The sequence below is a fragment of the Corynebacterium sp. ED61 genome, assembly GCF_015233855.1.
Taxonomy (GTDB): Bacteria; Actinomycetota; Actinomycetes; order Mycobacteriales; family Mycobacteriaceae; genus Corynebacterium; species Corynebacterium dentalis.
The window spans coordinates 13,243-39,628 of the sequence record NZ_JADGIT010000002.1; the positions used below are offsets into that span (position 1 = coordinate 13,243).

The 26,386-nt window shown below is 60.5% G+C and carries 24 protein-coding genes; 3 read left to right on the plus strand and 21 right to left on the minus strand.

Annotated elements, in window-relative coordinates; translation table 11 throughout:
- Position 1 precedes the first annotated feature (1 nt).
- Positions 2 to 907 (minus strand): NUDIX hydrolase, encoded by a 906-nt coding sequence (locus IM764_RS02165; protein WP_099297265.1) that lies wholly within the window; start codon positions 905 to 907, stop codon positions 2 to 4.
- Positions 904 to 1,707, minus strand: coding sequence for an ABC transporter ATP-binding protein (locus IM764_RS02170; RefSeq protein ID WP_228073287.1), 804 nt, complete (start codon positions 1,705 to 1,707; stop codon positions 904 to 906). Before IM764_RS02170 ends, IM764_RS02165 begins: the two co-directional genes overlap by 4 nt.
- Positions 1,708 to 1,876: 169 nt before the next feature.
- Here IM764_RS02170 and IM764_RS02175 point away from each other — a divergent pair, with 169 nt between their 5' ends.
- Both IM764_RS02175 and glgB read left to right on the plus strand, forming a co-directional pair.
- Positions 1,877 to 3,910, plus strand: a complete 2,034-nt coding sequence (locus tag IM764_RS02175) for an alpha-1,4-glucan--maltose-1-phosphate maltosyltransferase (RefSeq protein ID WP_194186745.1) — start codon at positions 1,877 to 1,879, stop codon at positions 3,908 to 3,910.
- 24 nt (positions 3,911 to 3,934) lie between these two features.
- The gene (gene glgB, locus IM764_RS02180) at positions 3,935 to 6,100 is read left to right on the plus strand and encodes a 1,4-alpha-glucan branching protein GlgB (protein WP_194186746.1); all 2,166 of its coding nucleotides are present in this window, start codon (positions 3,935 to 3,937) and stop codon (positions 6,098 to 6,100) included.
- Here the strand turns inward: glgB and IM764_RS02185 are convergent.
- The 18 genes from IM764_RS02185 to rho all read right to left on the minus strand — a co-directional run bounded on the left by IM764_RS02185 (position 6,097) and on the right by rho (position 22,405).
- Complete coding sequence (locus tag IM764_RS02185) at positions 6,097 to 6,369, minus strand: hypothetical protein (RefSeq protein ID WP_370551513.1); 273 nt, start codon at positions 6,367 to 6,369, stop codon at positions 6,097 to 6,099. The genes glgB and IM764_RS02185 overlap by 4 nt on opposite strands.
- A 215-nt stretch (positions 6,370 to 6,584) precedes the next feature.
- Positions 6,585 to 7,442, minus strand: a complete 858-nt coding sequence (locus IM764_RS02190) for a tetratricopeptide repeat protein (protein WP_194186747.1) — start codon at positions 7,440 to 7,442, stop codon at positions 6,585 to 6,587.
- A gap of 21 nt (positions 7,443 to 7,463) precedes the next feature.
- Positions 7,464 to 8,177, minus strand: a complete 714-nt coding sequence (nucS, locus tag IM764_RS02195; protein WP_194186748.1) for an endonuclease NucS — start codon at positions 8,175 to 8,177, stop codon at positions 7,464 to 7,466.
- A gap of 19 nt (positions 8,178 to 8,196) precedes the next feature.
- Positions 8,197 to 8,640, minus strand: coding sequence for a DUF2550 domain-containing protein (locus IM764_RS02200; protein WP_370551514.1), 444 nt, complete (start codon positions 8,638 to 8,640; stop codon positions 8,197 to 8,199).
- A gap of 168 nt (positions 8,641 to 8,808) precedes the next feature.
- Positions 8,809 to 9,180: a F0F1 ATP synthase subunit epsilon gene (locus IM764_RS02205; RefSeq protein WP_099297280.1), complete on the minus strand. Its 372-nt coding sequence runs from the start codon at positions 9,178 to 9,180 to the stop codon at positions 8,809 to 8,811.
- Positions 9,181 to 9,192: 12 nt separating this feature from the next.
- Positions 9,193 to 10,638: a F0F1 ATP synthase subunit beta gene (gene atpD, locus IM764_RS02210; RefSeq protein ID WP_099297282.1), complete on the minus strand. Its 1,446-nt coding sequence runs from the start codon at positions 10,636 to 10,638 to the stop codon at positions 9,193 to 9,195.
- Between the two features lie 2 nt (positions 10,639 to 10,640).
- Entirely contained in the window at positions 10,641 to 11,621 is a 981-nt protein-coding gene (locus IM764_RS02215) for a F0F1 ATP synthase subunit gamma (RefSeq protein ID WP_099297283.1), read from the minus strand.
- A 61-nt stretch (positions 11,622 to 11,682) separates the two neighbouring features.
- Positions 11,683 to 13,320, minus strand: a complete 1,638-nt coding sequence (atpA, locus tag IM764_RS02220; RefSeq protein ID WP_099297597.1) for a F0F1 ATP synthase subunit alpha — start codon at positions 13,318 to 13,320, stop codon at positions 11,683 to 11,685.
- 56 nt (positions 13,321 to 13,376) lie between these two features.
- A complete protein-coding gene (locus IM764_RS02225) occupies positions 13,377 to 14,195 on the minus strand; it encodes a F0F1 ATP synthase subunit delta (RefSeq protein WP_194186749.1) in 819 nt (272 codons plus the stop codon).
- 5 nt (positions 14,196 to 14,200) lie between these two features.
- Positions 14,201 to 14,764: a F0F1 ATP synthase subunit B gene (locus IM764_RS02230; RefSeq protein WP_099297287.1), complete on the minus strand. Its 564-nt coding sequence runs from the start codon at positions 14,762 to 14,764 to the stop codon at positions 14,201 to 14,203.
- 100 nt (positions 14,765 to 14,864) lie between these two features.
- Entirely contained in the window at positions 14,865 to 15,113 is a 249-nt protein-coding gene (locus IM764_RS02235; RefSeq protein ID WP_099297289.1) for an ATP synthase F0 subunit C, read from the minus strand.
- A 97-nt stretch (positions 15,114 to 15,210) separates the two neighbouring features.
- A complete protein-coding gene (gene atpB, locus IM764_RS02240) occupies positions 15,211 to 16,011 on the minus strand; it encodes a F0F1 ATP synthase subunit A (RefSeq protein WP_099297291.1) in 801 nt (266 codons plus the stop codon).
- A gap of 293 nt (positions 16,012 to 16,304) precedes the next feature.
- A complete protein-coding gene (locus IM764_RS02245) occupies positions 16,305 to 16,748 on the minus strand; it encodes a hypothetical protein (protein ID WP_099297293.1) in 444 nt (147 codons plus the stop codon).
- Between the two features lie 41 nt (positions 16,749 to 16,789).
- The gene (locus tag IM764_RS02250) at positions 16,790 to 17,965 is read right to left on the minus strand and encodes an MraY family glycosyltransferase (protein WP_099297295.1); all 1,176 of its coding nucleotides are present in this window, start codon (positions 17,963 to 17,965) and stop codon (positions 16,790 to 16,792) included.
- A gap of 5 nt (positions 17,966 to 17,970) precedes the next feature.
- A complete protein-coding gene (locus IM764_RS02255; protein WP_099297297.1) occupies positions 17,971 to 18,630 on the minus strand; it encodes an L-threonylcarbamoyladenylate synthase in 660 nt (219 codons plus the stop codon).
- A gap of 9 nt (positions 18,631 to 18,639) precedes the next feature.
- Complete coding sequence (locus IM764_RS02260; RefSeq protein ID WP_194186750.1) at positions 18,640 to 19,671, minus strand: HemK/PrmC family methyltransferase; 1,032 nt, start codon at positions 19,669 to 19,671, stop codon at positions 18,640 to 18,642.
- Between the two features lie 11 nt (positions 19,672 to 19,682).
- Positions 19,683 to 20,759, minus strand: a complete 1,077-nt coding sequence (gene prfA / locus IM764_RS02265; protein WP_194186751.1) for a peptide chain release factor 1 — start codon at positions 20,757 to 20,759, stop codon at positions 19,683 to 19,685.
- A gap of 17 nt (positions 20,760 to 20,776) precedes the next feature.
- Positions 20,777 to 22,405, minus strand: a complete 1,629-nt coding sequence (gene rho / locus IM764_RS02270) for a transcription termination factor Rho (RefSeq protein WP_194186752.1) — start codon at positions 22,403 to 22,405, stop codon at positions 20,777 to 20,779.
- A 262-nt stretch (positions 22,406 to 22,667) separates the two neighbouring features.
- On the opposite strand from rho, the gene IM764_RS02275 reads away from it, so the two are divergent.
- Entirely contained in the window at positions 22,668 to 24,404 is a 1,737-nt protein-coding gene (locus IM764_RS02275; protein ID WP_194186753.1) for a long-chain fatty-acid--CoA ligase, read from the plus strand.
- Here IM764_RS02275 and IM764_RS02280 read toward each other — a convergent pair.
- Positions 24,355 to 26,331 carry a YPDG domain-containing protein gene (locus IM764_RS02280; protein ID WP_143341731.1) on the minus strand — a complete coding sequence of 659 codons (1,977 nt, stop codon included), beginning with the start codon at positions 26,329 to 26,331 and terminating at the stop codon, positions 24,355 to 24,357. The two genes, IM764_RS02275 and IM764_RS02280, sit on opposite strands and share 50 nt — an antisense overlap.
- Between the last annotated feature and the right edge of the window lie 55 nt (positions 26,332 to 26,386).

The following is a 26,386-nucleotide window of genomic DNA, read 5'->3' on the forward strand; positions in this document are numbered from 1 at the left end:
CCTACTGCAGGTAGGAGCCAGGAAGGCTCTTGAAGGGATGCTCCGGCAGATCCGCTGGGTCCACCGCGAATTTCATGCCCGGCGCGAAGTGCCTGCGCGGGGTTCCGAACATCTTGGTTTCCATGAGGTAGTACTCGGCCATGTAGGGCTCGTCCACGGGTTCCTCCAACACGGGGTCAACGGAGAGGTTCGCGCTGAACTCCATGATCTCCTCCACCGTGCGGAAGGTATCCAGCAGCTTGAGCTGCGCCCAGGTGGGTGGCATGAGGTTGATCTTCCGGCTGCGCCATCCGTCCAGCAGCGTGGCGGGGCGGAACCATCCGGTGGAGGTGGCCTCGCGGGTGTCTCCGGTGGTGATCTGTCCCTGGGGCAGCTGGGCCACAAAGAATGCCGTGTCGTAGCGGATAGGCTGCTCCTTGGGGGTCACCCAGTTGGCCCAGGGGCGCAGCAGGTCCGCGCGCAGCACCAGATCATTGGCATCCATGAAGTCAGAGAAGGACAGCTGGTGGTTCTCCAGCTGCTTGCGCTCCTGCTGGAACACAGCGGTATCCGCCACGACCTTGCCGTCGGGTGTGCCGGCCAGCAACGTTCCGGACTCCTCGAACGTCTCCCGCACCGCAGCACACACCAACGCGCGTGCCATCGCGGGATCCTTTAGCAGGCGCTGGCTCCACCACTGCAGGTTAGGGCCTTGCCACTGCAGGCCGGGGGAATTGTGTCCGTCCTGATCCACGTCGCCGGGCATATCGCGGGCATCCACTCCGCCGCCGGGAAACACGGTCATCTCCGCGCAAAAGGACATGGTGGACGCACGCTCTTGCACGTAGACCTCCGGGCCGGAGAGCGTATCGCGCAGCAGGATCACGGTGGAGGCATGGCGGGGCTCCACGGGGCCAAGCATGTTCATCGGGCGCTCCTCCTGCTGCGGTGGGATCCGCCTCGTCGGGTGCGGCGGGCGAACCACCGTCCGTCGTCCTGGGTTACGCTAATTGGCTGGTGGAAGGCCTTGGTTAGGTGCTCGGAGGTCATCACGTCCTCCAGCACCCCCTGCGCCACTACTCCGCCTTCATCCAGCAGCATGCCGTGCGTAAAGCCGGGCGGGATCTCCTCCACGTGGTGCGTAATCATCACGATGGCGGGCGAATCCGGATCCTCGGCCAGCTGGCTCAGCAGGTGGATCAAGTCCTCGCGCCCACCCAAGTCCAAGCCAGCGCCGGGCTCGTCCAGCAGCAACAGCTCTGGATCCGTCATCAGCGCGCGGGCAATGAGGGTGCGCTTGCGCTCGCCCTCACTCAAGGTGCCCCACTTCTGATCAGCCAGGTGGTAGGCACCCACCTGCTCCAGGATCTCAATGACGCGCTCGCGGTCCATGTCCGCGTATTCCTCGCGCCAGCGCCCCAGCACGTCGTAGCCAGCAGAGATCACGATGTCCGAAACCATCTCGTCGTTCGGAATGCGCTGCGCCAGCGCGGAGGAGGACATGCCGATCGACGTCCTAATCTCGCGCAGATCCACGCGCCCCATCTGCTCGCCGATCAGCGTTACGGTGCCGGTGGTGGGGAACATTTGCGCGGCGGCCAGCCTCATCAGCGTGGTCTTGCCGGCCCCATTCGGGCCGATGATGATCCATCGTTCGTCCAGCTCAACCTGCCAATCCACCGGCCCGAGGATGGTCCGTCCTTCGCGCACTACGGAGACCCCGGCCATGTCGATGATGAGATCTTCGGCCACGGCGGGCGCGGTTGCGGGTGCAGAAATCAGAGGGTTGTTGGGATGCGTCACGCACTCCATGTTGCACCACCTGCAGAAAACACGCCACGCCTTTAATCTTGGGGGTAGCTGTCCATCCATTTCTTGTTTGAGGAGCCACCCTTCCATGCTCGGACGTCTTGGCGTTGACAACGTCTCCCCCGTTATTTCCCTCGGCCAGGTTCCCGCCAAAGCAACCGTGGGGCAGGTCTTCCCCGTCTCCGCGCAGGTCTGGCGAGAAGGCCATGACGCCATCTCCGCCACCCTCGTCGTCCGCCGCCCCGCTGGCAGCGAGGGCGGGCGCGCCAAGATCACGATGACCGCCGAGGAAGGCGACAACGTGGACGTGCGGCACGCGCTGTTCGTTCCTGATGTGCCGGGGTTGTGGACCTTTCGTGTCGACGCCTGGTCCGATCCTTTCGCCACCTGGTTCAATGCCATCACTAAGAAGGTCGACGCGGGGCAGGACGCTGCCTTGTTGGCCAACGATCTAGAGACCGGCGCCCGTCTGTTTGAGCGGGCCAAGGAGAAGGTCTCCCGTGGGCACGTCGCCACCATCGACAGTGTCATCGCCGCGCTGCGAGACGAGTCCCTCCCCCTGGAAAGCCGCATCGAGCAAGCTTTGTCCCCGCAGGTTCGCGCGGCGCTGGAGCGCCGCCCAGTGCGCGATATGCTCACCCGCGGTCAGGAATTCCAGGTGCTGGTGGAACCGCTGGAATCGGCATTCGGCTCCTGGTATGAATTCTTTCCGCGCTCGACAGGCGGAACTGATCACGCGGGGAATCCCCTTCACGGCACGTTCCTGACGTCGGAAAAAGACCTCCCACGCATCGCGGCGATGGGGTTCGATACCATCTACCTTCCTCCCATCCACCCGATCGGCAAGATCAACCGCAAGGGTAAGAACAACACCCTCACGCCCACCAAGGAAGATGTGGGCTCGCCGTGGGCCATTGGCTCGGACGAAGGTGGTCACGAGGCGATCCACACGGAGCTGGGAACCGTGGAGGACTTCGCGCACTTCGTGAAAACCGCCGAAGAGCTGGGCCTGAAGGTGGCGCTGGACTTGGCGCTGCAGTGCGCGCCGGATCACCCGTGGGCCAAGGAGCACCCGGAGTGGTTCACGGTTCTGCCTGACGGCAGCATCGCCTACGCGGAGAACCCGCCGAAGAAGTACCAGGACATCTACCCGCTGAACTTCGATAACGACCCAGACGGCCTGTACCTGGCAGTGCGCGACGTGGTGCGTCTGTGGATCCAGCGGGGCGTGCGCGTGTTCCGCGTGGACAACCCTCACACTAAACCCACGGAGTTCTGGCACTGGCTGATCAACGACATCCACCGCACGGACCCAGACGTGGTGTTCCTCGCCGAGGCATTCACCCGGCCGCCACGCTTGTACGGCTTGGCGAAGGCCGGATTCACGCAGTCCTACAGCTACTTCACGTGGAAGACCAGCAAGGAAGAGCTGGAGGAGTTCGCCACGGACGTGGCCGAGGGCGCGGACGTGTTCCGCCCCAACTTGTTCGTCAATACTCCGGACATCCTGCACGAATCCTTGCAGACGGGCGGGCGCGCGGTGTTCGCTATTCGCGCTGCGCTGGCGGCCACCATGTCTCCGCTGTGGGGCGTGTACTCCGGCTACGAGCTGTTCGAGCACGTCCCCGTGCACGAGGGCTCGGAGGAGTACATTGATTCAGAGAAGTACCAGCTCCGCCCGCGCAATTTTGCGCAGGCCGCGGCCGATGGCGATTCCCTAGAGCCGTGGATCACGTCGCTGAACAACTGGCGCAAGACCAACCCGGCTCTGCAACAGCAGCGAAATCTGCACCTGCACGAGACCACCAACGAGAACGTGCTGGCCTATTCCCGCATCGATGCCGTCAGCGGCAACGCCGTGCTGGTAGTGGTCAACCTAGATCCGCATAACGTCCAGGAAGGCACGATCACGGTGGATCTGGAGGTCGTGGGATTGGATCAAGGCGCGAACTACGAGGTGCTGGATCTGCCCACCAACCAGATCTTCCAGTGGAGCGAGGAAAACTACGTGCGCCTGGATCCGGACTTCCAGGTGGCACACATCCTGCGCCTGCCGGATGTACACGAATCCCGCCGCGCTGCCCTGGCCTTCCGCGACGAAGACTACGACCCGCGAGGCTAAACATTCCGGACTAGGCTGGTGGGCATGATCGAAACCCACCAACCCCTGCTGGATGTCTTCGACCGCGCTCGCCTGGTGCAGCGCAGGCACTATGCGCCGCACGATGTCTTGGGCAGGCACTCTGCTGATGGGCACTCCGTTTTCCGCACGGTGCAGTGCGGAGCAGACTCGGTAGAGGTTGTCACTGGTGGACAATCCATCCTCATGCACAACATCGGGGATGACATCTTTGAGCTGGTCACGCCCGCCTCCGAGGGCAAATACTCCTTCCGCGTGACGTGGGGACAGCACTCCGCCGAGGTGCAGGATCCATATAGCCACTGGCCCACCGTAGGCGAGTTGGATCTGCACCTGATTGGCGAAGGTCGCCACGAGCGTCTGTGGGAAGCACTCGGCGCGCGCGTCATGGACGGCGGCATCGCATTTTCCGTGTGGGCACCCAACGCTGCGGGCGTGTCCGTGATTGCGGACTTCAACGGGTGGAACCCCCGCCAGCACCCCATGCGCTCCCTGGGATCCACGGGGATTTGGGAGCTGTTCATCCCTGGGCAACGGGCAGGCGCGCACTATAAGTTCGCAATCACCACCGGCGACGGCGTGCAGTTAGACAAGGCCGATCCCATGGCGCGTTTCGCAGAACCGGCACCTGCGACCGCCTCGATCGTGGTGGAACGAGATTCCTACGCGTGGCAAGACTCCGCGTGGATCGCACACCGCGAATCCCAGGACATCCTGCACCAGCCCATGAGCGTCTACGAAGTGCACCTGGGCAGCTGGCGCAAGGGTCTGACCTACCAAGAATTGGCCACTGAACTGGTGGAATACGTTACGGAGAAAGGCTTTACCCATGTGGAGCTCATGGGAGTCTCCGAGCACCCCTACGAGCCCTCCTGGGGATATCAGGTCACCTCGTATTACGCGCCGAACAATCGCTACGGCTCCCCGGATCATTTCCGTGCCTTTATCGACGCCCTCCACGCCGCGAACATCGGCGTGATCATGGACTGGGTGCCCGGTCACTTCCCCCGCGATGCGTGGGCACTGGCCCGCTTCGATGGACAGGCCTGCTACGAGCACCCGGATCCCCGCCGCGGAGATCAGCCGGACTGGGGCACGCACGTGTTCAACTTTGGACGCAACGAAGTGCGTAATTTCCTGGTGGCCAACGCGCTGTATTGGTGCCGCGAGTTCCACATCGATGGCCTGCGCGTGGACGCAGTAGCCTCTATGCTCTATCTGGATTACTCCCGCAACGAGGGCGAATGGCTGCCGAACATCTACGGAGGCCGCGAAAACCTGGACGCAGTGGCATTCCTGCAGGAGATGAACGCCACCGTGCAGCGCGATGTGCCGGGCGTGCTGACCATCGCCGAAGAATCCACCTCCTGGCCGGGCGTGACCAAGCCCACCAGCGAGGATGGCCTGGGCTTTTCCCTGAAGTGGAACATGGGATGGATGCACGACACCCTCGAGTACATCCAGCGCGACCCCGCTCACCGCAGCCACCACCACGGCGAGATCACCTTCTCCATGGTCTACGCCTACTCCGAGAACTACGTGCTACCCATCAGCCACGATGAAGTGGTGCACGGCAAGGGCTCGCTCTGGCAGCGCATGCCCGCGGACTCTTCATGGGACAAAGCCGCGATGCTGCGCACCCTGCTGGCATACATGTGGACCCACCCCGGCAAGAAGCTCCTGTTCCAAGGCCAAGAATTTGGCCAGATCCAAGAATGGAACGAATCCCGCGGCGTGGACTGGGCAGATCAGGACGGCTGGGAAGGCGAATACCACCGGGGCTTGAGCCAACTGACCGCGGAGCTCAACGCGCTGTACACCGACAAGCCCGCGGTGGGCACCGACGACCACTCCCCCGACGGCTTCCGCTGGATCGCCGCCGACGATGCCGCCAACAACGTGCTGAGCTACCTCCGCCGCAGCGCCGACGGCAGCCAATGGATGGCCTGCGTGATCAACTTCTCCGGCTCCACTATCGACAACTACCGCATCGGCCTACCGGCAGCCGGCACCTGGCGGCAAGCCTTAAGCACAGACGCCGCCCGCTTCGAAGGCGCCGACCGCGCTCAGTGCAACCTCATCACGGCCACGCAAGGCTCGCATGGGTTCGCCCAATCCGCCGTGCTCACCGTGCCAGCGCACAGCGCTCAGTTGTTTATTTTCGACGCCTAGATGCGGATACCGAAGCCTGCCAGCCAGGTCTGCAACATCTTGAATAGATCCGGTACCGCCACGGTTCCCACGGCAGGAACGTTGACTACCTGAGCCACGGGAGCTCCAGGGATGACCTGCACGGCGAGAGGAGCTGATGCTGGATTGGTTGCTGGGGCACCACCGCCCTTGAGACCGCAACGGTTAGCGGCCTCATCGATGCGGGCAAGAGCAGCCAAAATGCGCGGACCACGAGGATCCACCAGCGCGAGGGCGCGGGCCTGAGCCACCTTGTTGTTATAGTCCGCAGTATTCGTCCAGTAGCTGCGGGCTTGCTGGCAGCTGATCTGTCCGGCCGGAAGAGCATTGAGCGCACGGTCAACTGCATCAGCGTTGGCAACGGCGGGAGAAGTGGAACACAGGACAGTGGCGAGCGCTGCGGAGGCTGCGAAGCGTTTGGTTTTGTTCGTAAACCCAAGTTGTCACACCACGGGCAGCCCCGCAACTAGAACAGTGCGCTGGAAAGCTTTGTGCGGGCGGCGATCACGTCCGGATCCCCGGCATCGAACATCGCGAACAGATCGAACAGCCGCTTCTTGGCTTCCTCGCGTTCGTCGCCCGTGGAATTCTTGATCTCCTCGATCAACAGGTCAAACGCTTCCGCGTTGCGGCCCTCTAGGAGCAACTTGTCCGCATCGTGAGCCTGCGGATCCTGCGCACGCTGCAACAGTAACGCGTTGGCGCGGGCCGCCTTGGCCTCTGCATGGCTTGGATCCTCCGCCAAAATCTCGTCATACGCCGCGATGGCCGCATCCAGATCGCCAGCCTCCAAGTGGGCTTCCTCTTCCACCATGCGCGGATCCGCAGGAGCTTCGCCGCTGCCCGGCAGTCCGGCAAGCTTGCCCTCGGTGGCCTCGAGCACGGCGTCGATCCACTGCTGCACCTGATCCTCCGGCTGACCACCCTCAAACTGCGCCAACGGGCGACCGGCAGCCAACGCTACCACGGTCGGCACGGCCTTGACCTGAAGCGCTTGGGCAATCTCGCCGTTGGTGTCCACATCCACATAGCGCGCCACCCACTGCACCGGCTCCTGCTGCATCTGCGCCAACCGGCCCAGCGTGGACTTCAGCTGCTCACTGGACTCCGAACGCGCGGTACCCAGCAACAAGACCACGGCCACCTGAGTGGAACGGACCACCAGATCCTGCTCGAAGGTCACCGGCGTCACCTCGGCAAAGCGAGCCACGTCACCGCTGTCCTCGGTCTGATTCGGCTGCGGACGGTTCTTCAGCTCGCCGAGGTCAATCGCGCCTCCAACAAAGCTAGGGCCAGAGTTCTGAGGATTCTGCGGAGAAGTCATGCCCCCATCCTAACCAGCCGGCTAGAACAGGCGGAACTCGGAATCATCCGTGCCGCGCATCGCTGCATAATCCAAGGTCACGCAGCGGATTCCGCGATCCTCGGCCAGAGTGCGAGCCTGCGGCTTGATCTCCTGGGCGGCAAAAATTCCCGTGACGGGACTGAGCAACTCATCACGGTTCAGCAAATCCACATAGCGGGTCAGCTGCTCCACACCATCGATGCCACCGCGACGCTTGATCTCCACGGCCACCGTCGTGCCATCCGCATCGCGGGAAAGCAGATCAACAGGGCCAATAGGCGTGGGATACTCGCGACTGACCAAGGTATAACCATTTCCCAGCAGCTCAATCTGCTCCGCCAGTAGCTCCTGCAGATGCGCCTCCACACCGTCCTTCACCAAGCCTGGGTCCTCCCCCAGCTCGTGCTCGAAGTCCGAGTGCACCGCGAAAAGCCGGATGCGCAACTGCTCCGCAGCTTTGTTCTCCACGATCCACAAGCGCTCGACACGCTCATCCTCGAACTCGGGATGCGTGCTTGCGTCGGGCGACGAAGGCGTCAGCTCCGTTAAAGAACACGGCGAGGTCATCCAATTCAACGGCTTGTACGCACGGTCGTCGGCATGAATCGACACAGAACCATCCGCCTTGACCATGACCAAACGGTCAGCTTCCGGCAAATGGGCCTCCAACCGGCCCATGTAATCCACACTGCAACGAGCAATTACTAAACGCATTACCTCAGGATACCGCTCGCTAGATCGGGCGCGGACGGTTGTACGCCGAATGACTATCGCGGCGTGCCGAAGGACCCGATTCCAACCACGCCACCAGCGCAGTATCCCCCGCACTATCCAGCGCCAGCTCCCACTCACGGTCCCGATGACGTACGCGAATCACGTGCATCGACCGCTCCAGAAACTGCGTCTCGCGCTCAGAGATCTCCCTACGCTGCACAATCTCTGTACCCAAACGAGTCAACGTCACATTCGACTCCGGACGAATGCTGCGCAGCTTATAAAACTTCGCGGACGTGGCACTATAAACCAAAACCCCGTGGCGCCAGTGCCGGCCATCTTTACTATCAGCCGGACGCATCACCACGGGGTAACCCTGAGAACGGAGCGTGAAAAATCGCCACAGACCCAAGGCGCAGACAAGCAAAACCATCACGGTCAGAATCGCCATAACGATCTCCACAGGTACGCCTCCCTCCATCGGGTCCCAAAAGCATCCAGTGAAAGTAAATCTACGCGCCCGCTCGCATATTGCAAACGGCAAGGGGGTACAAGCAAAGCCCGCCGCCGTTCATCCTTTTGCAAGGAATCACAGCGGCGGGCTTAACCACCAGTCAAGTAGCGCGAGCTACTAGTCCTGAAGTCGCTTCACAGCGCGCAACTCGGACTCAGCCTGTGCCTTATCGTGCTCATTTTCAGCACTCTGTACACGAGACTCAGCGTCCGCGGAATCGACCTCATCGGCCCAAATCGCGGAGTCCGCCAAGATGGTGATCTTGTCCGGCGAGACGGAAAGGAAACCTCCCTTTACCGACGCCACCTTCTTCTCACCCTCGCTGGTCCGAATGACCACTACGCCGTTCTCGACCAACTGGCCGAGCAGAGGCTCGTGACCGGGGAGCACGCCGATCTCGCCTTCGGTCGTCTGCGCGGTAACGGACGTTGCGGTACCAGACCACAGCGCACGCTCCACAGCGACCAATTGAGCGGCAATCTCAGCCATGTGCGTCTCCCCTTACTTTTCGTTGAGCTTCTTGTAGGCAGCCTCAACGTCATCCAGACCACCGAGGCCGTTGAAGGCCTGCTCTGGGTAGTGGTCGAAGTCGCCGTTGCAGATGCGCTCGAAAGCGTCAACGGTGTCCTTCAGTGGGACGTAGGAGCCCGGAATGCCGGTGAACTTCTCTGCGACGAAGAAGTTCTGGCCCAGGAAGCGCTCGATACGACGTGCACGCTGCACGGTGACCTTGTCTTCCTCGGACAGCTCGTCCATACCCAGGATGGCGATGATGTCCTGCAGTTCCTTGTTCTTCTGCAGGATGTTGATCACTCGCTGAGCGATCTCATAGTGGCGGTCGCCGACGATACCTGGCTCGAGGATACGAGAGGTAGAGGTCAGTGGGTCCACTGCAGGGTAAATACCCTTGGAAGCAATCGCACGGTTGAGCTCGGTGGTTGCGTCCAAGTGGGCGAAGGTGGTTGCCGGAGCAGGGTCCGTGTAGTCATCGGCAGGCACGTAAACGGCCTGCAGAGACGTAATGGACTTACCCTTGGTAGAGGTAATGCGCTCCTGCAGAACACCCATCTCGTCAGCCAGGGTTGGCTGGTAACCCACTGCGGACGGCATGCGTCCCAGCAGCGTGGAAACCTCAGAGCCAGCCTGGGTGAAACGGAAGATGTTGTCGATGAACAGCAGCACGTCCTGGCTCTGCACATCGCGGAAGTATTCCGCCATGGTCAGGCCGGACAGAGCCACGCGCATACGAACCCCTGGTGGCTCGTCCATCTGGCCGAACACGAGGGCGGTATCTTGCAGCACGCCCATCTCTTCCATTTCCAGGAAGAGGTCGGTGCCCTCACGGGTACGCTCACCAACACCTGCGAACACGGAAGTACCGGAGAACTCGCGAGCGATACGGGTGATCATTTCCTGGATCAGCACGGTCTTACCCACACCTGCGCCGCCGAAGAGGCCGATCTTGCCGCCCTTCACGTACGGGGTGAGCAGGTCGATGACCTTAATACCGGTTTCCAGAATCTCGGTCTTGCCCTCGAGCTGGTCGAAGGCTGGCGGCTCGCGGTGGATGCTCCACTGCTCGCCGTCGCGGCCCAAGCCTGGCTCGTCGATGCAGTCGCCCAGTGCGTTGAACACGTGGCCCTTCACGACATCGCCCACTGGGACGGAAATTGGCTTGCCGGTGTCCTTGACCTCCGCACCGCGGACAAGGCCGTCGGTAGGAGCCATGGACACGGCGCGCACGAGGTTGTCACCAAGGTGCTGTGCAACCTCGAGCGTGATGGTCTTAGCCACTGCTTCGAGGGTTACCTCGACCTGCAGGGCGTTAAACAGAGCCGGCTGCTCGCCGCGTGGGAACTCCACGTCGACAACCGGGCCGATCACTCGGACGACGCGGCCCGCAGCAGTCGGCGCAGCGGTGCTCTGCTCCTGAGTTGCTGTAGTCATAATTAGTCACTTTCTCCGCTATCGCCGAGTGCCGAAGCACCACCGACGATCTCTGTGATTTCCTGGGTAATCTGTGCCTGACGAGCCTGGTTGGCCACGCGAGAGAGCTGCTTAACCAGGTCAGTCGCGTTGTCAGTTGCGGCGCTCATTGCGGTGCGTCGAGCAGCAGACTCGGAAGCTGCAGCTTCCAACATGGCAGCAAAGATGCCACGGGAAACGTACTGCGGCAACAATGCCTCAAGCAGCTTGTCTGGATCTGGCTCGAAATCGTATTCAGCTCCAACGTGATCAACCTTATCGCTGACCAGGTCATCGCCGGATTCGATCTTCTCCTCTTCCACAACAGTCTCAATTGGCAGCAGGCGGGTGGCATGGGCCTTCTGAGTCAGCATGGACTCGAACTCCGTGTACACCATGTGAACCTCGTCGAAGCCCTGGATGCTGTCTCCCTCGGAACCAGCGACGCCTTCGCGCCACTCGGTGGATCCTTCGGAGCCAGCCAAAAAGCCTTCGATGAGATGATGACGAAGATCAGAGATGGCAGCGTAATCAGGGTCCTGAGAATAACCAGACCACGATCCTCCGAGAGGCTCCTCACGGAAGTTGTAGTAGGTAATTCCCTTGCTGCCGGAGACGTACAAGACGACCTCTTTGCCCTGCTCCTCAAGCAACTTGCGGAGCTCGGCGGTCTTCTTGAACACGTTGTTGTTGTAGCCACCGCACATGCCACGGTCACTCGAAATCACGAGGATTGCAGCTCGCTGTGCGTCCTCCTGCTCCTGCAGCATCTTGTGCTGCAAGGTGCTGACGGAGGCCAGACGCTGGATCACCTGGGTGATCTCATCAGCGTATGGCTGGGATTCAGCAACGCGAGCTTGCGCCTTCGTGATCCTCGAGGTGGCGATCAGCTCTTGGGCCTTGGTGATCTTCTTGGTTGAGTTCACAGACTTAATGCGTGTTCTCAGTTCGCGAAGATTAGCCATCGCTATCGCCTCCCTTCTTGTCCGTTAATGGTCATTGTGGTCACAATCCCTGTCTTTTCGCTTACTTGACCTTGCGAGAGACAGTGATCTGGGACTTCTTGACCTCGTCCTCACCCAGGGCGTCAGCCTCAGGCTCGTTGACGATGGTGTGGCCCTCGGTGGTCTGGAAAGAGCGCTTGAAGTCAGCAATGGCGTTCTTCAGCTCAGACTTAGACTCGTCGCTGAATGCCTTTCCGCCATCAATCTGCTCGTAGACACCAGCGTGGTTGGCATGCAGATCCTCCCACAGCTCGGCCTCGAACCGACGGACGTCCTCAACTGGAACGTCGTCGAACTCACCCTCGCCAGCCAAGTAGATGGAGACCATCTGATCCTCGACGGACTGTGGCTTGGTCTCGGTCTGCTTCAGCAGCTCCACCAGGCGCTTACCGCGCTCCAGCTGAGCCTTGGAAGCGGAGTCCAAGTCAGAAGCGAAGGCGGCGAAGGCCTCCAGGTCACGGTATGCAGCCAAGTCCAGACGCAGGGAACCTGCGACCTTCTTCATGCCCTTGGTCTGTGCAGCACCACCCACGCGAGACACGGACACACCGACGTTAATTGCCGGACGGACGCCCTGGTTGAACAGGTCGGACTCCAAGAAGACCTGGCCGTCGGTAATAGAAATCACGTTGGTTGGAATGAAGGCAGACACGTCGTTTGCCTTGGTCTCGATGATCGGCAGTGCGGTCAAAGAACCGCCACCGAGCTCATCGGAGAGCTTTGCAGCGCGCTCCAGAAGACGGGAGTGCAGGTAGAACACATCGCCTGGGTATGCTTCGCGGCCCGGTGGGCGACGCAGCAACAGGGAGATCGCACGGTAGGCCTCAGCCTGCTTGGTCAGATCATCGTAGATCACCAGAACGTGCTTGCCCTCGTACATCCACTGCTGACCCAGTGCTGCACCTGCGAAGGGTGCGAGCCACTTGAAGCCAGCGGAATCGGATGCTGGCGCAGCCACGATGGTGGTGTACTCCAGCGCGCCGTTTTCCTCGAGGGTCTTGCGGATGGAAGCGATGGTCGAGCCCTTCTGACCAATCGCAACGTAGATACAACGTACCTGCTGGGTGGGATCACCAGTCTCCCAGTTGGCACGCTGGTTCAGAATGGTATCGATACAGACCGAGGTCTTACCGGTCTTACGGTCGCCAATGATCAGCTGGCGCTGACCACGGCCGATAGGGGTCATTGCATCGATAGCCTTGATGCCGGTCTGCATTGGCTCTTCCACTGGCTGACGCTGCAGCACAGAGGGAGCCTGCAGCTCCAGCACGCGGTCGGAATCGGCTTCAATAGCGCCGAGACCATCGATGGGCTTGCCCAATGGGTTGATAACGCGGCCGAGGAAGTTGTCCCCAACCGGAATGGATAGAACCTCGCCGGTCCGCTTGACCTCGTCGCCCTCCTTGAGGGACTCGTAGTTACCCAGGACCACGACGCCGACCTTGTCGGTATCGAGGTTCTGCGCGACACCAATGATGCCGCCTGGGAACTCGAGCAGCTCGTTGGCCATCACAGAAGGCATTCCGCTCACCTGGGCGATACCGTCTGCTGCCGTCGTAACCACGCCGACCTCCTCACGGGAGGCCTCCGGGGAGTAGCTCGAGGTGTAGTTCGCAATCGCGCTACGGATCTCGTCGGAGGAGATCGTCAGCTCCGCCATGTTGTTCCTGCTCTCGGTGTTGTCTTCCAGCATTGCTACTAACAGTTCAGCCCGTCTTAGACGAGGGAGCGACGAAGCCTGCGCAGTTTACCTGCGGTGCTTCCGTCGATCACTTCGTCACCAACGCGGATCACGGCGCCACCGAGGAGGCTGGAGTCAACCTCGGAATGCACCGCAATCTTACGGCCGTAAATCTTTTCCAGCTTGTCCGCCAGACTGGACTGCTGCTCATCACCTAGCGGTGCAGCACTGCGAACGCGAGCAACCTCGCGACCACCCAGTGCGGCAACCTCGTCGCAGAGTGCATCCAAATCTTCCACCGGACGCTTCTGCACGCGACCCACGGCCTGCAGTGACAACGCCTCGGTCACAGAGGTGACCTTGCCGTACAGCACCTTTGCTAGCAGATCTCGGCGCGCATCAGAAGATACGGCCTTGTCAGCCAGCAGCAGTTCAAGTTGTGGTTCGCGCTCCACGATGCGTGCGAGTTGGTAAAGCTCATCCTCGACACGATCGAGCTGACCCTGAGCTTCCGCAGAACGAAGCAGGGCACGACGGCCCAAAGCAATCAATCCATTGCGGAAGTCACGAGTGTCAGACCAGGTCTGGGTCACAGCAGCGGACACGATCTCCTCGGTAGAGGCAGATACCTTGCCGGCCAACAGGCCCTTAATCAGAGCAACGCGCTGCTCCGGCTCAGCTGCAGCATCGACTAATGCGACGCGCAGGCTGCGATCGGAATCGAGAACGTCCACGACGTCAAACAATTCAGTTCCCGTCGTTGCTCCGATTTCAACCGTGTTGTCAGACTCGCGAAGGCCCTGATCCAGGGTCTCGTTGAGTCGTTCCAATGCCTCTCGGCTCGCTGCGTGCATACCAATCACTTCCTAGAGGTGCCGACTCGATCGAGATCGGCCAGGAAGGAATCGATGGTGCCCGAACGCTTCACATCGTCCGAAAGCTGCTCGCCCAGCAGGCGCTCAGCCAAGGAAATGGAGTTTTCGCCCATGTCCTTACGGAGATCAGATACAACTGCGGCACGCTGTGCCTCCAGCTGCTTGTTTCCGGATTCCACGATCCGGTTGGACTCGTCAGTAGCCTGAGCCTTCATATCAGCGATGATCTTCTGTCCCTGAGAACGAGCATCGTCGCGGATCTGAGCGGCTTCAGTGCGAGCCTCTGCGAGTTGGGCGTTGTACTTTTCCAGTGCAGCCTTGGCCTCAGCCTGTGCGGCCTCGGCGCGCTGGATGCCGCCTTCGATCTGGTCCTCGCGCTGGTGCAGAACTTCCTGGAACTTCGGAAGAATGAACTTCCAGAAGACGATCAGGATGACTGCGAACGGGATGAGGGACCAGACGACGTCGTACAGCGGCGGAATGAGCGGATTAATCTGCTCCTCCATTGGCAAGCCACCTTCGGCTGCCAGCAAAAACGTATTCGTCATAGTCTCCAGCTTTCGCTCTTATGCGTGTGTCGTAGTTGTAATGCGGTCGTGAATTCATTCGCACGGAACGTGGAATTTCCCACCACCGCGCACAACACGATTAGCCGAACAGGAAGCCGGCGACGAGACCGATCAGGGCGAGCGCCTCGGTGAAGGCGATACCCAGGAACATGGTGGTACGCAGCTGGCCGGCCATCTCTGGCTGGCGTGCCATAGCTTCAGCGGTCTTACCTGCGACCAGACCCACACCGATGCCTGGGCCGATAGCTGCCAGGCCGTAGCCGATGGAGCCGAGACCGGTCAGGGTGGTGGTGGAGGACTCCTGTGCCAGAAGAATGAGGTCGTTCATGAGTTTTACATTACCTTTCTGGTGACCGACCAGGATGAATATGTAGTCAAGTTAGGTTCCTGGTCGAGCGTTATGTGGTTGATAGTTACCCGGTGGCTTAGTGATCGTCTGCGTGCAAAGACAACTCGATGTACACGGCCGCCAGCAGAGCAAAGATGTATGCCTGCAGGAAAATGACCATGAGCTCGAAGAAGGAGAATGCAATCGCAAAGAGGATTGTGCCGCCAGCCAGCAATGTCCAGCCGTTGAGCTGCCAGAAGAAGAAGTTCGTGGCGCTAAACAGCATGACGAGGATGAGGTGTCCAGCCAGCATGTTGGCCATCAAACGGATGGTCAACGTGAGCGGACGAAGGACGAAAGTAGAGAAGAATTCGATGGGTGCCACCAAGAAGTGAAGGAAGGTGGGCAGCCCAGGAATAATCAACGAGGACTTCACGAACTTGCCGAAACCGTGACGCTTCACACCGGCGTAGATGAATGCCACGTAAGCGACGAGGGCCAGCACCAATGGCAGGCCGATTCGCGCACTAGGCGAGATATTCAAAAACGGTATGATAGTAGGCAGGTTTACTGCGAGAACGGTGAAGAAGATCGCCGCGATGATTGGAAGGAAGCGACGTCCTTCCTTCTTCCCCAAAATGTCCTCCGCGATGTGAATGCGGACGAAATCCAGAGCGAGCTCTGCGAAGTTCTGTACGCCACTAGGGATCAACTTCGGCTTGCGCATAGCAAAGAAGAAGAATGCAGTGACAACAAGAATCATCAGGATACGAATGAGCATCAGACGGTCAAGCGCGAACGCTCCACCGAGAAACTCGTCGAACCAGAGGCTATCCGGATTCACTTGCCCCGGGAAGAATTCGTGTTCCAATGAAGGGCTGTGAAACTCACCCTTCATGGCCAAGGTTGTTACGCTCAGCGTTCTCTCCCGTGATAGGGCCGCGGGACATGGGTTATGTCAAGCGGTGCGATGGAGGTCTGAAGTCGAGATATCTATCGGCATTAATGGGACTCCGTCGCACGTCCCTGTGTCATGCCAATAGGCGCCGCTCTTGGTGGCTCTAATCCACCTAGATGGCCCTCATGCACTTTATCAGTTCTTGATCTATTGTCGCTAAGCGACTTTCAGCCAGTCCCCCCGACTTTTTCACGCTCGTGCCACCTTCCTACAAGGAGAGGCACTGCGGATCGCTACACATAGACGCTCTGTGCCTTGGTCACGGACCACGTTTCGGCAGCTAGAAGCACAATCAGGCTGATCACAACGGTGCATGCAAGGGCCATTGGATCATAAAAATCCAGGTTCTTAATGGACAGCAGGATCACCAAGACCACGGCGATCTTTGCCAGCCAGCTACCCAGCACCACGGCCATGGTGGTAGCCGGGCTGGAATTCGACGTCATGAGCGTGACCACCACGGTGATCAGCATGAATGCGCCACCGATGGCCAGCCCCAACAGGGCTCCCCAAATACCCTCAGTGTCCTTGGCCCATCCCCACACAGCCAGGGAACCGATACCGATGATGACCAGAGCAATCGCGCTAATGCGCAATGCTCGGCGCAGCGGCCAGTTGTGGTCATCAGCGTGGGAGACGTCGTTTAGCTCTGGGAGTTCGTTTTGATCACTAGTCACGGCCAACCAGTGTATCGGTCAGCACCAACAAAGCGCGAAACTCAAAAGTTCTTCCACGAGTGGTCTTTCCACATTGGCACCACCGTCACCGCCGTGACGATCACCAGCGCCAGGCCCAGCAAAAGCAGCGTCAACTGCGGCGGAAGAACAGTGGAACCGACAGCACCGAAGGCAACCACAGCCACCCAGCTGTAGAGAACCAGAACCACGCGCTTATGGGTATGCCCCAAACCAAGCAGCCGGTGATGGAGGTGCTTTTTGTCGGGGGCGAAGGGAGATTTGCCGTTAGCTAGGCGTCGAACAACAGCCAACAACAAATCCAACAACGGGATGGACAGCGCGGCCAGCACCACGATCATCGGAGAAAGCAAAGCGAACATGTCCGCAGTGCCATACAGAGACATGTTGATGCGGCCGGACGCGGACACGCACGCAGCCGAAAGCAGCAGGCCAATGAGCATAGAACCCGAATCCCCCATGAAGATTCGCGCAGGCGAGAAATTGTGCGGCAAAAAGCCCGCACACATGCCCAGCAACACCGCGGAAATGATAGCGGGCGGGTACGCAGAGACCGTGCCACCTTGATCGTGCAGGATCGTCAGCGAATAAATCAGGATGGTCCCTGCCGCGATCGCACCCAGACCGGCAGCCAAGCCGTCGAGGCCATCGACGAAGTTCATCGCGTTGACAATGGTCACGGTCAGCAGCGCAGTCAAGACAGTGGACTGGACTTGATCCAGAATCAACGTGCTACCACCGCCTACCGGCACGCTCACGAGATACCACGAGAGCCCCATCAGGCTCATCACCACGGCACCACCCACCTGGCCGCCCAGCTTCAACATCCACGAAATGTCATAGAGGTCATCGATCACACCCACCACCACAATGATGAACGCCGCGGCCACCACCGCAGCCATATCCGGAGTGATTGGCGGAAAACCGCGAGTCAATGCGGGCAGCTGACTAGCGGTGATGATCGCAATAATCATGCCCGTAAACATCGCCACCCCACCAAGCCGAGGCGTGGGGACCTGGTGCACGTCGCGCTCACGCGGCGCATTGACCTGACCAAAGCGCATCATGATCGTGCGCACAATTCCCGTGGCCAAATACGTGATGGCACACCCCACGAACAGAACCAGAGCCAGCTCGCGCAAAGGCACACCAGCGCCGGCGCCGGACTGGGCGAGGTACGTAACGTCAGGGGTGGACACGGGTACTAGATCTGTCCTCGCAATTGAGCTGCGGACATGCCGAGCACTTCCCCGATCTTCTCGGCGGTGGTCGCGCCCTCACGAAGGATGCGTGGCTTGCCGCTGGACAAGTCCACGATGGTCGAGGCCTCACCAATGGTGGCTTCTCCCCCATCCACATACACGCCAACTGTCTCGCCGAGCTGTTCCATGGCCATATCCACGGTGGTCGCAGGGGGCTGACCGGAAATATTGGCCGAGCTCACGGCCATGGGGCCGGTCTTGTCCAAGAGTTCGAGGGCCACCGGGTGCATCGGCATGCGCAGCATTACCGTTCCCCGGGTATCGCCCAGGTTCCACGGCAGGCTCGGAGCTTGGTGGACCACCACGGACAGTCCACCTGGCCAAAAAGCCTCCACCAGGCGGCGCATGTTGAAGCTGTAGTCCCGCACCAGCCCTTGGACGGTGTTCCAGCTACCCACCAGCACGGGCACCGGCATGTCCGGGCCCCGGTGCTTGGCGCGCAGCAGTGCTTCCACGGCCTGGTTATCGAAGGCATCACAGCCAATGCCGTAAACAGTATCGGTGGGGATCACCACCAAGCGGCCACCCTTGACCGCACTTTCTGCTGTGGCGATGGCCGCATCCCGATCCTGCGGATTCGTTGCGTCTACGCGTTGCGCCATGTTGTGCCTCTAAGCCCCTTCACGATCTGTTGTTGCTGTATTCACTCTATCGTTGCGCTGTGCCCATGGGTCGTAAGTGGGGATATGACCTGGGTCTCGCCTAATGGTTGCGGTGACAAAGCGGTCCCGGTCCGCAAAGTCGTGGTCTTGAGCTACCTCCACCATTCCTGCCTCGCGCAGTACCTTTTGTACCTGCGGGCCGGTCGCATCATCGTGCTCCACGGCCACGCCCGCGCCTACCCGCGCCAGCAGGTCGATGAAACGCGCGAGGTCCGGCATCAAGCTCATCCCGTCCGCGCCGCCGAACACGGCATCGTGGGGATCTTGCCGCACTTCCACGCTGATGTGCCCCTCGTCCAGCGCCGTCTCCGGCACGTACGGCGGGTTGCTCAGCACCAGATCAGCCGTAGCAACCAGACCGTGACGTCCCAGCATTACTGGCTCCCGCACATCCATGCGCAGAAATTTCACCACGACAGAGTCCGCGAGCAAACCCCGGCGCCGCAGCTGAGCTTCGTTATCCCGCGCCAGTTGGATCGCCGCTGGATCTTTTTCGATTCCGATGATGGTCACTGGTGGCGTCGACAAGGAAGAAAGACGGTGCGCCAGTGCCAGCGCGATGGTTCCCGGCCCGCTGCACACGTCCACCACCGTGACGGGGTGTTCAAAGCCACGCAACCAGTGGTCCGCCCACTCCACCAGCAATTCTGTCTCCGGGCGGGGAATGAATCCAGCCGGCGAGGACAGGAAATCCAGCCCATCGAAGCTGGCCGAACCCACGATGTGCTGCATCGGTTCGCGGTCGATGCGCCTGCGCAGCCACTGTTGGTATTGCTCGGGAGCAGGTTCGTCGGCTCGCATGAACAAGTCGGTCGAGCTCACTGGGACGCGTGGGTCACCGAGTTTTGGTTCCGACGCCAAGGCGTAGCCCATCAGCGCTTTCGCCTCCACTGCCGCGGTTTTAATCCCCGCGTCACCCAAAAGTTGAGCACCCGCACGCACGGCCATGGAGACCGTGAGGCGGGTGTTTTCGCTAGTCATAAACGCGGTGTCTAGTCTTCCGCTTCCAAACGACGTGCGCGCTCGGAATCCTTTAGCGCCCCGAGCAGCGCCTCCAGGTCTCCACCCAGCACGGCGTCCAGGTTGTTCGCCTTGTAGCCGATGCGATGATCGGATACGCGAGACTCCGGGAAGTTGTAGGTGCGGATGCGCTCCGAACGGTCCATGGTGCGGATCTGCGCGGCGCGACCCTCGGCGGCCTCGGCCTCTACTTCTTCTTCCTTCATCTGCTGTAGACGAGCGGCCAGCACCTGCATGGCGCGGGCCTTATTCTGAATCTGGGAACGCTCCTTCTGACACGTGACCACCACGCCCGTGGGCAGGTGGGTGATGCGCACGGCAGAGTCCGTGGTGTTCACGCCCTGTCCGCCCTTGCCGGAGGATCGGTAAACGTCCACGCGCAGATCCTTGTCATCGATCTGCACGTCTTCTACTTCATCCGGCTCTGGGTAGACCAGCACGCCAGCGGCAGAAGTCTGGATGCGTCCCTGTGACTCGGTCACGGGCACGCGCTGCACGCGGTGCACGCCACCTTCGAACTTAAACTCGGACCAGGCGCCGTCGCGGGACGGCTGCTTGGAGCGGATGGACAAGGTCATGTCCTTCACGCCGCCCAGATCGGTCTCGTTGAGGCCGAGGATCTCGGTGGCGTAGCCGTGGCGCTCGGCGTAGCGCTGGTACATGCGCGCCAGCTCTCCTGCGAACAGTGCCGCTTCTTCGCCGCCTGCACCGGACTTGATTTCCATGACGATGTCCTCGCCATCATGAGGATCTCGAGGTGCCAGTAGGTCAGCGAGCTGCTCTTCCAACTGCTCGATCTCCGGCTCGAGGCGCTTGGCCTCTTCCGCAAATTCCGCGTCTTCGCTGGCCATTTCCAGGGCAGCTTCGCGGTCGTCCTTGGCCTGAGTCAGGCGCTGGTGAGTCTGGATGATCGGCTGCAACTCGGAAAAGCGCTTGCCAACCTTTCGCGCGGCGGCGGGATCATTGTGCAGTTCAGGATCACTCAACTGCATTTCCAGTCCTTGGTACTCGGACAGGATGTCATCGACCATTGATGGTGAATCAGCCATTGCTCTTCAGCAGCTCCTTACTCGTCCTCGTCCTCACCGGCGAGCGGTGCGGAGCTAGCAATCTGCAACATGAAATCGCGATTGGTCTTGTTCTTACGCAGCTGCTTGATCAGCAGATCGATGGCCGCCTGGGAATCCAGGGCGGACAAGATACGGCGCAGCTTGTGCAGGATGCGCGCCTCGTCCGGACCGAGCAGTAGCTCGTCCTTGCGGGTGCCGGACGGGTTGACGTCCACGGCAGGGAATACGCGACGCTCGGAGATCTTGCGATCCAGCTTCAGCTCCGCGTTGCCCGTGCCCTTGAACTCTTCGAAGATCACTGTGTCACCGGCGGAACCAGTCTCCACCATGGCGGTGGCGATGATGGTCAGCGAGCCTCCATTTTCGATGTTTCGCGCCGCACCGAGGAACTTCTTCGGTGGGTACAGTGCGTTGGAATCCACGCCACCGGACAGGATGCGACCGGATGCTGGCGAGGAGTTGTTGTAGGCACGTCCCAGGCGAGTGATGGAATCCAGCAGCAAGACCACGTCCTTGCCTTGCTCCACCAGGCGCTTTGCGCGCTCCACGGCCAGCTCAGCCACGGCGGTGTGCTCCCCTGGCGGGCGGTCGAAGGTAGAGGCAATGACCTCGCCCTTCACGCTGCGCTGCATGTCCGTAACTTCCTCGGGACGCTCGTCCACCAGCACCACCATCAGGTAGCACTCGGGGTTGTTGACCGCGATGGCGTTCGCAATGTCCTGCATGATCGTGGTCTTACCGGCCTTGGGCGGAGACACGATCAGCGCGCGCTGACCCTTACCAATCGGCATCACCAGATCGATCACACGAGTGGTGAGGACCTTGGGTTCCGTCTCCAAACGCAGTCGCTGGTTCGGGTACAGCGGGGTGAGCTTGGTGAACTGCGGACGCTGGTTCGCCTCCTGCGGGGACAGTCCGTTGACGGACTCCACGGAGTGCAGCGGCGTGTACTTCTGCCGGTTACGACCGCGGTTGCCGCGGTTGTTGTGGTGATTATTGTTGTTCTCATTACCGCGCGGGCGGATAGTTCCCACGATGGCATCTCCGTGGCGCATACCGAACTTGCGCACCATGTTGATTGGCACGTACACGTCCGTGGCTCCCGCGTGGTAGCCCGTGGTGCGAATGAACGCAGTGTTGGCATCAGCGAAGTCCAGGATGCCGGCCACGTTCGTCAGCTGCTGCTGTTGCTGCTCATTGTTGTGGTTGGTCTCGTGACCGCGATCGTCCTGCTCGTTGCGGTTATCGTGCCGATTACCGCCTCGATTGTCGTTGCGGTTTCGGCGATTGCGCCGGTTACGACGATTCCGTCGGTTGTTTCCCTGCCGGTCGTCCCCGTTGTGGCGACGTTGCTGATCGTTGATGTTGCGTTTGTTATCTTCCGACGCCACTTCTGCCTCCTCACGCTCCTGGCGCGCAGGTTCCTGCTGCTTGGGTGGCTGCGGCTGCTCCTGCTGGGAACGGCTGCGACCACCAGCGGTTTCAATAGCTGCGATGAGATCCCCCTTGCGCAGTCCAGAGGTGCCCTTGAGACCCTGGGCGGCTGCAACTTGGCGCAGCTCCGGCAACTTGAGAGAAGCTAAGCCGCCTGTTTCAGCCCGGGTGAGAATATCGGACAGGCTCACGAAAGTCCTTTCACGTTGCCGCCGTCAATGAACGTGCGGACGAAAATCGTCGCAGCGCGTGGCAACACGATGAGTAGATAAATCTTCAGATTGTGTGCTCCCCATACTCAAGTGGAATGGGAGCCTGTGGCGTTAGAGGTGGCGTCGAAAAAAGAAAGAAAGATAGACACACGGCCACGCTTCGCCCAAAAGAAAGGTTGCGAAGTTGCGTTCATCCTAACACCACTCCGGTAACAAAATCACAACGGTAGTCTTGTGAGTCATGAAGTCCACCATGCAGGAGATACCGTTTTCCGTAGCTCGCATCCTCGAGTTCGGAGCCACAGCCCACAGAAACACCACTGTGGCCACGTATTTCGGCAAGGACGCGGAAATCACCACGTTTGGCCATATCGCCGCCCGCGCGGGTGCACTAGCTAATGCGCTGCGGGACGTCTACCGCATCGAGATCGGGGACCGAGTGGGCACCTTTCTCTCCAATTGCGCTGAGCATATGGAATCCATGTTGGCGGTGCCTTCGATGGGCGCGATCTTCCATCCGCTGAATCGCTATCTGATGAATGACCAGATCATCCACGTCATCAACCATGCCGAAGACAAGGTCATCATCTGTGATCCGGCGTATAGCGAGCGCCTGATCCCCATGCTGACCCACTGCCCCACGGTTCGCGCCGTGATTCTGACTGGCTCGGACGTACGCTCGGTACAACTGGCCCGTGCGCTGGCACGAGAATTAAGCCATAACGTGCAGGTTCGCGCCTACGAAGAGTTGCTGGACGGCCGTTCCACCGAATACGCGTGGCCGGTGCAGGAAGAAACTGCTCCCGCGGCAATCTGCTATTCCACCGGCACGGAAGGCGCACCCAAGGGCGTGGTGTACAGCCACCGCACGTTGTGGCTGCATGCACTAAATCTCCGTACCGCCGATGCGTTCGGCATCCGCAACGGACAAAAGTTTCTCTGCTGCGTGCCGATCTATCACATCTTGAGCTGGGGCGTTCCGCTGGCTGCGTTCATGTGTGGCGCGCCGTTGGTGTTCACCGGGCGCTCGGCAACACCGGCACACATCGCTCACGTGATCACGGACGCGATGCCCCGAGCGGCACACGGCTCGCCAGCGGTGTGGACGAGCTTGCTGGAGTACTACTCCACGCATCCGCCCAAGAAGATGAGCTTGCAGGAAATCTACTCGGGTGGCCAGCAGGTTCCCCCGTCGCTGATCGACGGATGGGAGGAGCTCTACGGCGTGGACATGATTCACACGTGGGGCATGACGGAAACGGCTTCCCTCGGCACGGTTGCCCATCCGCCTGCTGGTGTCAGCGGTGAGGCCAGGGCCCGCTACCGCTACTCGCAGGGCAGGTTCCCCGCCTCCTTGGAGTACCGACTGGTGGATCCACAGGACAACGTACTGGAGATCAATGACCGCAACTCCGGCGAGCTGCAAGTGCGCGGCAATGCGGTGACCGCGGAGTACTACCACTCCCCGGTCCAGTCCGAGTTCCGCGGCAAACCAGTGGAAGACGCACCGGCGCGCTTCACCGAGGACGGGTGGCTGCGCACAGGCGACGTGGCCACGATCAACGAGGATGGATTCCTCACCGTCCACGATCGGATCAGCGATTCCATCCGCAGCGGGGGCGAGTGGATCTACTCCCCTGCCCTGGAAAACTATTTGATGGAATCCGAGGCCGTAGTGGAAGCCGCAGTGGTGGGAGTCCCAGACGACAAGTGGGGACAACGACCCCTGGCCGTGATTCGCCTCAACAAGAGCTTCGAGCCCACCGAGGAGACTGCACGGTCCCTCCACGCCGAGGTCGGCGCAAAAGTTCCGCGGTGGATGATCCCTGACTATTGGGTCTTCGTACCGACAATCTTTAAGACTTCAGTGGATAAATACGACAAGAAAGAACTACGACAGGCTTATGCCGAAGGCGAGTTCGACGTGCTTAGGATTCGGCGACGCGAATCTGACCAGAACGAATCCGCTCCAGAATAAACGGCAGTCCGGTGGCCACTAGATCCAGCATTCCGTCGAGCGTCACCAAGATCACCCGGTCACCCTCCGGCTTGACTGCTTGCCCATTGCCCGAAGCACCGAAGCCCGCGTGAATGCGATCTTCCACGTCATCCGGCAGTTCTTGGATGAGCTTGCCCGTGGTTGGATCCACGTAATCAGTCAGACCCAGACGATCGATGACCTCCGCCATCGATTGCTCGACCGGTTGCTGTGCGGGCTCTAGTTCCATCGCTGACTGCGTAGCGTGCGTGCCCGTTGCGAACTCAGCCTCGACGGTGGTTGCCGAGCGGTCCGGGAAAATCACCCGTACGGTGATGTCCTTGTTGTCTTCCGCGTCCTCGTTTTTAGGCGACGCCACGGTGAGCTGTCCGTGCTCGTCGATCTCCGCAGTCCACCCATCCCCCGGCTGCTCCACGATGTCAAAGGTGGTTTCCGCGGGTGCGCCTTGGATTCGAGCTTGTGCCTGCTCGCCGAATTCCATGGCGGTGGACGGATAGCGCAAACGCATATGTCCCGCGAGGTCCGTGACCTCGACGTGCACGTAGACCGTATCCGTACTGTCGTCCGAATAGGTGGCTTTCACTGGAATTTCGGTGGAGACGTCCACGATATTGTCGTGCACACGCACGTCCAACTCGCCAGAGTTTTCATCGACCGTCCAGGTCCAGCCCAAAGGTGCATCGCCTTCGACGGAGAACTCAGTTCCCGCCGGGACGTCCTCTTCCGTGCGCAGAGTGATCTTCTGCCCGAAAGGCACGTAGCCATTCGGGTATGACGGATCCACCCGCCCCGCGATGGAATGAGAAGGATCAATGATCGAAACCTGTGCCGAAGTAACATCAGCAGAACCGTCGGGGTAGCTCACTTCCACCATCACGCGCTTCCGGAGGCCGGGCTTGGCGGAGGAGTTGGGGATCAGCGTGAGCCGGCCGGTGTTGGCGTCGATAACAGAAGAAACCGGACCTCTGCGATCCGAAATAATACGGAAGAACGTTCCGGTTGGAAACGGCCCGCCCTTGACCTGGGCGGTCGCCAAATGGTCCGGTGACATGACCACGTCGCGCACTGTGGGATTCAGACGAGAAGCAACCGAACCGGGCTTGGCGGGAGGGGCGGTAGAAACCGTGGCATGCAGCTCGAGGCGGGATGTCGAGCCATCGGCGAACGTCACTCGAACCGGAACAGACGCCGCATCGCCCGCGGGCAAGCGATCGGAGGCGCCAATGCGTGCGGCACCGGTGGACTGATCCACTGTGATGGACCACAGCGCGGGAGGATCGCTGAGCAGGTCAAATGTTGCACCTTCGGGGGCCGATTGCCCTTGCCACTTCGGGGCGATTTCAGTGCCCTGACCTGGGTCAACACTCACCCGAGAGTACGCCGCCTGAAAACGCTGGCTATCGGTCCGCTGACGAGCGGCCACCACAAAGGCGGCGATAGCGGTATCCGAGCTGCCATCCGGATAAGTCACGTCAATGCGCTGCTTCAGCGAGGTTCCTTCAGCGAGCCGGGAATCCGTGGAAGCGGTGACGGCGCCTGAAAACGAATCGATGGATACGGTCCATCCGCCAGGCGGCTGCGAAGCTAATTCGAACCTGGCTCCTGCAGGAAAACTGGACCTCACCTCGGACGTCGCGGACTGTCCGGCTATCACCGTGGAGTTGGAGTACCGGGGCGAATACTCCTCGTCCATTGGACGTTCGGACTCGGTTGTATCCACAGGGGTCTCTTCGGTCGAGTCTTCTGACTCTTCCGGAGTTTGATAGAGCGTGACCTCTGGTGGCTGCTCAGCTTCTTCGGGGGTGCTGGTTTCCGCAGTGGTATCAGCGGTGGTCTCCGAAAGTTCCTGCGCCGTAGCATGCGGAGCCACGACGATGGAAAACACCATCACCGCACTGACTGCCACAGAAGGCAGTTTCCGCTGGAACACGAGAGCGCCCTTCTGAAGGCAACAGCCACGT